This is a genomic window from Lysinibacillus sp. NPDC095746 (assembly GCF_044763535.1).
GTDB lineage: Bacteria > Bacillota > Bacilli > Bacillales_A > Planococcaceae > Lysinibacillus.
Genome location: NZ_JBIWGL010000043.1, coordinates 26,419 through 34,423, shown reverse-complemented (window position 1 = coordinate 34,423; position 8,005 = coordinate 26,419). Strand labels below are relative to the sequence as shown.

The 8,005-nt window shown below is 34.7% G+C and carries 11 protein-coding genes; 3 read left to right on the top strand and 8 right to left on the bottom strand.

Annotation, left to right across the window (positions count from 1 at the left end; genetic code table 11):
• Positions 1 to 43: 43 nt before the first annotated feature.
• The 6 genes from ACIQ7N_RS21935 to ACIQ7N_RS21910 form a co-directional block, all read right to left on the bottom strand.
• Positions 44 to 427 (bottom strand): hypothetical protein, encoded by a 384-nt coding sequence (locus ACIQ7N_RS21935; protein ID WP_402936195.1) that lies wholly within the window; start codon positions 425 to 427, stop codon positions 44 to 46.
• Positions 428 to 507: 80 nt separating this feature from the next.
• The gene (locus tag ACIQ7N_RS21930) at positions 508 to 1,056 is read right to left on the bottom strand and encodes a putative phage tail protein (protein WP_402936194.1); all 549 of its coding nucleotides are present in this window, start codon (positions 1,054 to 1,056) and stop codon (positions 508 to 510) included.
• Positions 1,049 to 2,140: a baseplate J/gp47 family protein gene (locus ACIQ7N_RS21925; protein ID WP_402936192.1), complete on the bottom strand. Its 1,092-nt coding sequence runs from the start codon at positions 2,138 to 2,140 to the stop codon at positions 1,049 to 1,051. Before ACIQ7N_RS21925 ends, ACIQ7N_RS21930 begins: the two co-directional genes overlap by 8 nt.
• Entirely contained in the window at positions 2,140 to 2,544 is a 405-nt protein-coding gene (locus tag ACIQ7N_RS21920; protein WP_402936190.1) for a DUF2634 domain-containing protein, read from the bottom strand. The genes ACIQ7N_RS21925 and ACIQ7N_RS21920 overlap by 1 nt, the downstream gene beginning before the upstream one ends.
• Positions 2,544 to 2,858 (bottom strand): DUF2577 domain-containing protein, encoded by a 315-nt coding sequence (locus ACIQ7N_RS21915; protein ID WP_402936205.1) that lies wholly within the window; start codon positions 2,856 to 2,858, stop codon positions 2,544 to 2,546. The genes ACIQ7N_RS21920 and ACIQ7N_RS21915 overlap by 1 nt, the downstream gene beginning before the upstream one ends.
• Before the next feature lies 1 nt (position 2,859).
• A complete protein-coding gene (locus tag ACIQ7N_RS21910; protein WP_402936188.1) occupies positions 2,860 to 3,822 on the bottom strand; it encodes an XkdQ/YqbQ family protein in 963 nt (320 codons plus the stop codon).
• A gap of 348 nt (positions 3,823 to 4,170) precedes the next feature.
• Between ACIQ7N_RS21910 and ACIQ7N_RS21900 the strand changes: the two genes are divergently transcribed.
• The 3 genes from ACIQ7N_RS21900 (at position 4,171) to ACIQ7N_RS21890 (ending at position 5,953) form a co-directional block, all read left to right on the top strand.
• Positions 4,171 to 4,365: a hypothetical protein gene (locus ACIQ7N_RS21900; RefSeq protein ID WP_107894816.1), complete on the top strand. Its 195-nt coding sequence runs from the start codon at positions 4,171 to 4,173 to the stop codon at positions 4,363 to 4,365.
• Between the two features lie 423 nt (positions 4,366 to 4,788).
• Entirely contained in the window at positions 4,789 to 5,121 is a 333-nt protein-coding gene (locus ACIQ7N_RS21895) for a hypothetical protein (protein WP_402936186.1), read from the top strand.
• A gap of 622 nt (positions 5,122 to 5,743) precedes the next feature.
• Complete coding sequence (locus ACIQ7N_RS21890; RefSeq protein WP_402936184.1) at positions 5,744 to 5,953, top strand: 3'-5' exonuclease family protein; 210 nt, start codon at positions 5,744 to 5,746, stop codon at positions 5,951 to 5,953.
• A gap of 180 nt (positions 5,954 to 6,133) precedes the next feature.
• Here ACIQ7N_RS21890 and ACIQ7N_RS21885 read toward each other — a convergent pair whose 3' ends face one another.
• On the bottom strand, positions 6,134 to 6,424 hold the full coding sequence (locus ACIQ7N_RS21885; RefSeq protein ID WP_402936182.1) for a hypothetical protein: 291 nt from the start codon (positions 6,422 to 6,424) through the stop codon (positions 6,134 to 6,136).
• Between the two features lie 67 nt (positions 6,425 to 6,491).
• Positions 6,492 to 7,883, bottom strand: coding sequence for a hypothetical protein (locus tag ACIQ7N_RS21880; protein ID WP_402936180.1), 1,392 nt, complete (start codon positions 7,881 to 7,883; stop codon positions 6,492 to 6,494).
• Between the last annotated feature and the right edge of the window lie 122 nt (positions 7,884 to 8,005).

The window sequence follows — 8,005 nt, the reverse complement described above, 5'->3', positions numbered from 1 at the left end:
CTCTATTTAGGCGCTACCATTTTTTTGAATATAAAGGTCGCGTTTATTTGAGCATGGACTTTTTTAGTGCCAGAGATTTTATTTTCATGGGAGTTGAATTACTTGCTGAACTTGTTGGAGTTCCTAAATTTGAATTAACCGTGTTTACATTAGTGTTTATTGTATTAGTTGCTGTTTTAATAGAGGCAACATCGTTTTTTGCAATAGCAAGGTTTGTATTTACGTCATCTATTGCTGTTTTAGTTGCATTGGTAGTAGTTTTAATTGTTTCGGTATTTTTCTTAATTTGGTCTAATTTTATATTGATTTCGTCAACACCTTGATCAATTTCACCCAACTTGCCATTGATAACGTTTATATCTTCGTGAGTAACTCCATCTGCTATTTTGTTGTCCATGGTTTTTAAAGTTTTATCAATTTTATCCATGTTTCTGTTTTGTGCCTCAACATTGTAAAAATCATCTTAACTAGGTTTTTCTAAATTGTAATTAGATGTATTTGTAGACATTACGGCATCACCTCCTCTCTTAATTGTTTATGTGTAAATGCAGCCAATTGAACATGTGTAAAACGCAATAGAGTACTATGTTGGTTGTACCGCAATTGGACAGTTAAATCCATGTTTTGTGGTGTTATACGCTCTAGCATGACAACAACTGCATCAAACATGCCCTTAACAGTCAATTCGATTTTTACACTTAATATCTTAGCTGTAACATCACGTTTTAACTCATATTGTCCTACTCCTAAGAGACTATCTAGTAATTGTTTAAGAACTCTAAAAGAGTAAGGGGCCTGTTCCTGATATCGAGTTAGAATCCTGAATCTTCGCGTTTCTACGGTGTCTGTTGCAGGAACATTTAACTTCAACATTTTTTCATATCGTTCAGTACCTTGTTCATTTGCTGTTACTACGAATTGATTGTTAAGTGTATCTTCGATTTGTTGCCATAAACTCTCGAGTAATGGATTTTCAATATTTGCAATTGCAACTACCTCTTTTATCTCATGTAGAATGGGAGGTAAATAGCCAATAATATCGACATTTCTAGCCACTTACAACGCCTCGTTTCGGTATTGATTCAGGATCAAGTGCTATGTTTGCCTGCAAACCATTTAGTTTTGTATCTGCTATATCAAGTACTCCTGCCACGCCTAGCAACCGATACTCAATTTGCGAGACACGGACTACAACTCCTGAGTTATCTTCCTCATAACTATTTGCTTTGGCCCATTCTTCAGCAAGTTCCTTAAAGTAATCGTAAATAACTTTTTGTACTTGTTCCTTAATATCATCCCATGCCCATCCAGACTGATAAGTTATATTTAGTGATATATCAACTTTTGTTTCATTTACTCCGAAAACAGTCACTATATGATCGATTGGAGCTGTGCCAAACCCTTCTCCTTGATGGTCCAATGGATCAACAGCTGTTTGAACTTCATCGATAAGTGATTGTGTTGGCTTTTCATACTGAGAGTTGATAATAACTAACTTAACCGTACCACCTCCATTCCAAGCGCGATAAACACGCACACCGCCAATACCAGGCATTTCACCAACTTTCTCTTTATAGTCAGCTCGATTTCCTCCGAAAGCATTTGATTCGAAGCTATTGAAATAACGTTTTCTGAAGTCTTCTGTAGACTCCTCATCATCACCTGGTACCAGTACATCAGTTAATACAGCAGTTTGTAATCCATCGATATATTTAATTGGTATCAATTGACTAGTGAATAAATTACCGACATTACCAGCTGTTTCGCACTGTAGAATGAATTGTCCTTTTGATATACGCTCAATAACCTCGAAATTTAAGTCATCTAAGCTGAAACGACTGCCGATAGGTACATCAATATTAAATGCACCTCTTCTCTTGGCATACGTAGCTTCATGTGGTTTTATGCCACGTTCAGCAGCACGACGGATTAAGTACTCTCTTGGTGCAGTATCAGCAAATACCATATCAATGAAGTTCTTAACAGTAGTTAACATTTGTATGGTTTCCACACTATTGGCTGCCGTTGCGTTATAAATCATTGATGTACCTTCCCGTTTATCAAGAGAATTATCAACGCCAGCGAGTTTTTGCGCCATTAAATCCTCGTAGGTTGTATCTAAGTTAAGTGGTTCGGTCATTAGTATTCAACCCCTTTCTCCGCTGTGATTTCACCATAAATAGTGTGAGCTGTGTATTGAATGTGTACTTTATTTTTGTGGGTGGTTACAACGAAAGAATCAACTTCATTTATACGATCATCTTGTATCAATGCTTCTCTAATTCTTCGCTTTGCCTCGCTTGCCACAAAAGACACTGGCTTACCAAATAAATCTTTAAACTCAGCACCAAAATTCCATGAGTAGATAATGTGATCGTATCGTTCAACTGAAAGCATTAAAAAAATCGCCTGTTTCATGGCTTCTATTTCATCTACAAAGCCAAAACAGCGATTCTTGTCAGGTATTAATTTATAGTTTTTTGATGGCTCGATGACTTCCTCGAAATCGAGCGTAAGACCATCATTTTCAATACGCGGAATCATCACACCACCTCTTTATTGATAATTAAATATTGTTGGCCACCTTGTGCACGGATCATAGTAACTTTGTCACCCTTAAGTAAGCCATTATAAACTGTATAAATCTGCATTGACCCACTACCAATACTCATTTCTACTTCATGATCTTTTACTGCTTTCGTTAGTTTCAAATGCGCTTCATCTAATGTTAACTTTTGGTCAATTTGCACCTTTAGAGGATTTTCGCTTATAACGGTACCATAAACGATATCAGAGAGTTTTTGTGAGTTTACCGCATCTAAAGTAATCCTTTTAATAAGCTTTAAAATATCTGTCATATCACGCAATGAAATCACCGCCAATCAAATTCAAATCCATTCGATGGTCTGAATCATTAAAAGTATGTTTCACTGTCTCTACCATCATGAAATTAGCAACAGTAATATCACCAAGATACATCTTCACAGCAACTTGGCTTCCTCCACGGATTGTTGGATCTCCAAACACTTTATTAATGTGCAACTTTCGAGACTTTTGATTATAAAGCTTCAACATGCCATCAGCTTTAGCTTTACCATTCCCATTTTCATCGAGTTTTTCTGTCATCTGTAGGACGCCCCACTCATTAATTTTGAAGCTATCTTGAGCTATAAAAATTTCGCGTTTTCCAGTCTCCTTATTTTCGCGAATTAATTTGATTTTGTTATATGTGTTTTCGTCTATAGATGTCGTATATTCAAATGTTTCACCTGAATCCTCATCTATGAGCAAGTTTGATTTAAGCATCTTGATATTACGTAGATTTAATGATCCATAGTCGTCATACATTACATATAAATCACCTGTATTTAGAGTTGTATCTGACAAGGCATTTTCCATGATAGTAAACAACTCTTGATTATCCTCTACTCTAGAAGCAATCACATGCTTTGTATTAGCGACAATACCTGTCTTTAACCTAAAGTCCTCTGTAATCATTTGAAGCACTTGAGCAGCCGTTTTATTAGCATACACATAAGTATCTTTGTTTTTAAAATATCGAAGTTGATCGTAGCAAGTAACACTGATAATACGATTATTATTACGTTTCTTGGTAAAAACAAAGCCAAAAAATATCTTATGGCCGTCGTAATCAAAACGAACCGCATCACCCTCGTAAAATCCCAGTACTTCATCTTTAACAATGTTGAATGTCAACTTTCCTGGTGTACCTTTTCGATGCGTTTCCCACTCAACACCTTCTTCAACTGCACACTCAAAAATACGACCTCTACTCATAATAAAAAGCTTTGATTTAGCCAAGTTTAATCACCTGCCCAATCTTTATAACATTCGGATTACTAATGTTATTTAACTTTGCGATTTCGGATATTTGGATTTGGATATCCTTTTTTTATTGATATAAAGCGACTTTTTAACAATTTTCATACGAAATGGTATATCAAATCGTATAAATAAAGTTACATTATAAAACGTTCTATAACGATGCGAATACATAATCTTTTTCCGCACGAATTAGTTGGCGTGATAAGTTATATGGCAAGGAACTATATTCAACCAACGGTGTAGTTTAGTGCATTATGAAGGAATAATGTAAACTGTAATAAAAGGCGGATTTATGCAGGGTTAAAATAGGAGGGTGAACCAACAATGGATAAGACAGTTACTTTTTCATTCAGTAGTACAAAATATGAAGGTACAGAGGCGACAGAAACATTTACTTTTAAAGAATTAGGTATTGATGATGATTTGGATGATAAAGCACTAAAAATAGAAATAGATAGAATTTTTCAGGCTTGGGTTTGGGATAAGCTTAATATCTCATTTAGTATAGTAATAGAATAAGGGAAATACACATAGTACAGATGATGTTCGGTAACAATATTTGACGAACGGGTTGCTTTAGTTAACTTTTGATTCACGAAATATCAAACCAAGTTGTACAAAAAAGGTACTGCAATTGCAGTACCTTTTAATATGCTAATTAATTGTCTTTTAACCTGCGATTTTGCTTTTTGTACTTCAAAACAGAACCCGTTAGAATTGTTGGGTTTTTGTTTTTGAACAAGAGAAAATTAAAATTTTTGATTTTTACAAAATTTAGAAGCTTCATTTTAATAATTAATTTGGTAAAAAAGTATCCGTTTTTACCCTATGTACCCCACTTAATTGGGGTTCACTCAAAAGAAGTGACTTCCGACAAATTTATTCCTAATTTCATCTAGACTTACATTATTTAGTTACCTATTATTAAAATGAGGTGATTCTTTGTCAGGCATTTTTAAATTTACAAAATACATTCTTATTCTCATTTCTTCGTTTCAGTTAATGTGGTTCAGTCCAGAATATTTAGAACCCATACTTTTATATGAGTATCTTGCATTTATAGGATTTTGTATTTTACTTGGTGTATTAGAAGACTTTTTCAAACCTAGTAAAAGAACAAATATTTTATTACGTATAGCCATTATCATTTGTTCTCTTGCTTTATTGATTACATCAGTCTCTTTTAAATCCACTTCTACCATTATTTTTTCTATAGTAATGTTTATTGCAATTAGTTTCTCAATATTTTTAGAAATTAAGCAAAAGGAAGATTAACACCTTTTGCTTTTTACCCCCTCTACTAATTTTTTGTTAAATTCTTCTTCAATGATTTCATTTTTCTTTGGGTCTTTCTTGAAAGTAAGCTCCTTTAACTCTTACACATGTTCTTTGTATTCTTGAAACGTTGCATCCTTTTTTAATAGAGTGCTCTTTTTTATGCAGAAATTGAATATCACATTAATTTTCATGTAACATAATTCTGAATTTCGGAAGTAAAATATTTTAGTAAAACTATAATATCAATGTACTTACAACTTCACTTTTTATTGCCTATTTAAGATTGAAAGACTACTTTGTTTTAATTCGCCTATATTATTACTACCTGCTATTAATGGTGGTTTGTGTAGCAATTTATAAAACCTTACCCGAAAAAATATTACCTATTAAGATTTACCATTTATTACTTGTCCCTATTGCCATACTTGGATTCTTTATTTAGGCTATTCCGATGGACATGGGATTTTTTGAATTTTTTAGAGCGCTATTATAATCGCTCTATTTACGTTTAATTATCATATTGTTCAGTAAAATTAATTTGAGATTAGTCCAAATTTAGATACATAAAATCACTCGTATTTGCAAATAACAACAAACAAATACAGAAAGGAATTTTTTTATGATGAAAAAAATAATCATCTCGTTACTTTTAATGAGTTTCCTAGCCATAAATTTTGCTTTTGCTAAATCAGATACTGAATATTTCCCTCAAGATCAACCACCGAGTGTTATAGAGTTAGCATTTTTACGTGAATTAGGTCTACCAATTCTTGAAACAATGTCTTCATACGGTGATAATCAATTATTCGATTATGGAAGAATCGAATAAATTGAAAGAAATAGACAAAATGACTACTATGATGTTAATTTAAGGGTTAACATTGTTGAAGGTAACAATAATTGTCTGTAAGCTAAAAAAACAACTAATGACCATAAGAGTGGTTCAATGATTAAACCAAATAAACCTTCTATTGCCACTAAAATAACCCTCTTTCGTTAGTTAAGATAATTAAAATGAAGAATCAACCCTGTAAGTGTCTTTGGCTACTCTTAAATATACATAATCTGTGCGCTGATTTGCTCCTTCTTTAGGTCTTACCTTCGCCTTTATTCCACCATATGCCGAATATTCTAATGTTTCCTTTGCACGATATACACCTGGTGTACCTATAAAATCCCATTCATAAGCACTTACAGATGCCGAATAAACTCTAGAGAGTTCGTCATAAGCTCCTTGATGGCTACAAAAATCTGCCTTAAATCTCAGATCTACAGAAGGTATAAGCGTTCCAGCATACACTGTAACCCCTTTTGCGCAACTATATCCTGAACCGTTACTCCAAGTTCCACCAGTGGTACCTTCAATATTACTGACCGTTTGTCACTGTTGGGATACCACGTTGAAGAAGTCCGGCTAAACCTGATAATGTACGATGACCTGCCGCTTCCCCTCGTCGACCATAAGCAACGATTGAAGAAGTTGTCCCCATTTCAGCTGTACTTCTCCACAAACCTTCGCCAGATTCTCGTACCGCTTTATCGACTTTGTTAATAAAATCTGAATCTCCGTTATTAGCGAATGTATATAAATATCCTGTTGAATACGGATGATCATTAATTAGCCCTGTAAGGTTTAAAATCTCGTCACTAGTTGGCGTCTGAGTCCCAAAGAATGTTTTTGCAGCTGTGAAAGTAGATCCAGATAAAGTGGCTGGTGAGCCATTAGTTAATGGGACCATAGCCATCGGAGCATTTGATCTGTTAGTAAGCACATAATTTTTGTAATAATTGCTTAGCTGTATAGAAGAAGTAACTAGAGTCGATTCTGTAAGTGCATAAATATTATTTGTTGGAACAATGCCATGACCTAACCAAACAAGCGATGCACCTACATATGAATCATATCCTGATGAAACATACGGTGCTCGTAATTGTGCCCATGTAGTACCTTTAGCACCACCACCAATTGCAATCGAAACAGAATCCGAATCAACAGCGTTACCAAAAGCGTTAATCAAGTTAACTCCAGCATTAAAAATATTTGTATAAAGAGGATCATTTTCAACTTCAGTTTGAGAATGGTTAAGTACAACGTCATGATAGTAAGCTAAAGACCCTAACATCATATATGTAGTATTAACAACACCATTAGCCACTTTAAAAGTTGATCCATCAGCTGTTGTGAATGAACGAACAGTTGGACTTGTTGTACCAAATGAACCCGGATCAGTCATAAGAGTTTTTCCGTGACCCGAATTTTGGCAGTGATATAATATTTTTTGATAGTGTCGAGTAAGTGCTGTATTCAAGTACGCTTGTGAATCTCCTGAACCATTTACACCTAAATTATTATACGCATGAGTTGATTTACGAAGCATAGATAATGCTACTAACATAATTGGATAACCTGGATCAATTTCAACAACCCCAGCTTCCCAAGCTGTACTACCACTCGGAATTTCAATTGTGGCCTCCGTTTTAGTGTGAATAGGTGTTGTATAGAAGATATTTAAGTTATGAACGATTGCACTCATCACTCGGCAAGAATCTGAATGATTTGGACCAATTTTGTCGTAAAGCATTGTCAAGAATTGAATTTGCCATCCTACGCGTTGTAAACCAACTCCCGGAACTGCTCGCCCTGCGAAAACTCGCCCCTGTGCAATTTGTGCTTCTTCAGCTCCTCTATAAGAAGAACCTTCTGGAAATTGTTCGTTAAAGAATTTTAAAGCTTCGTTTACTGTATTTAATACTGTCATTTTTTCACCTCATGTTTAATAGTTTCTAGTTAAAGTCACATAAATATGAGCCGGCCAAGTTTGTCACGCTCCAAACTAGTCTGCCAAGCGCAGGTCGGTCGTCAGTCTGTCTACCCCCTATA

Bases quoted from the DNA above. Each gene is read 5' to 3' on its own strand.
- ACIQ7N_RS21890 (WP_402936184.1), top strand. From the start codon at position 5,744: ATGATGAAAAAAATAATCATCTCGTTACTTTTAATGAGTTTCCTAGCC.
- ACIQ7N_RS21880 (WP_402936180.1), bottom strand. From the start codon at position 7,883: ATGACAGTATTAAATACAGTAAACGAAGCTTTAAAATTCTTTAACGAA.
- ACIQ7N_RS21935 (WP_402936195.1), bottom strand. From the start codon at position 427: ATGGATAAAATTGATAAAACTTTAAAAACCATGGACAACAAAATAGCA.
- ACIQ7N_RS21915 (WP_402936205.1), bottom strand. From the start codon at position 2,858: ATGACAGATATTTTAAAGCTTATTAAAAGGATTACTTTAGATGCGGTA.
- ACIQ7N_RS21920 (WP_402936190.1), bottom strand. From the start codon at position 2,544: ATGATTCCGCGTATTGAAAATGATGGTCTTACGCTCGATTTCGAGGAA.
- ACIQ7N_RS21925 (WP_402936192.1), bottom strand. From the start codon at position 2,140: ATGACCGAACCACTTAACTTAGATACAACCTACGAGGATTTAATGGCG.
- ACIQ7N_RS21900 (WP_107894816.1), top strand. From the start codon at position 4,171: ATGGATAAGACAGTTACTTTTTCATTCAGTAGTACAAAATATGAAGGT.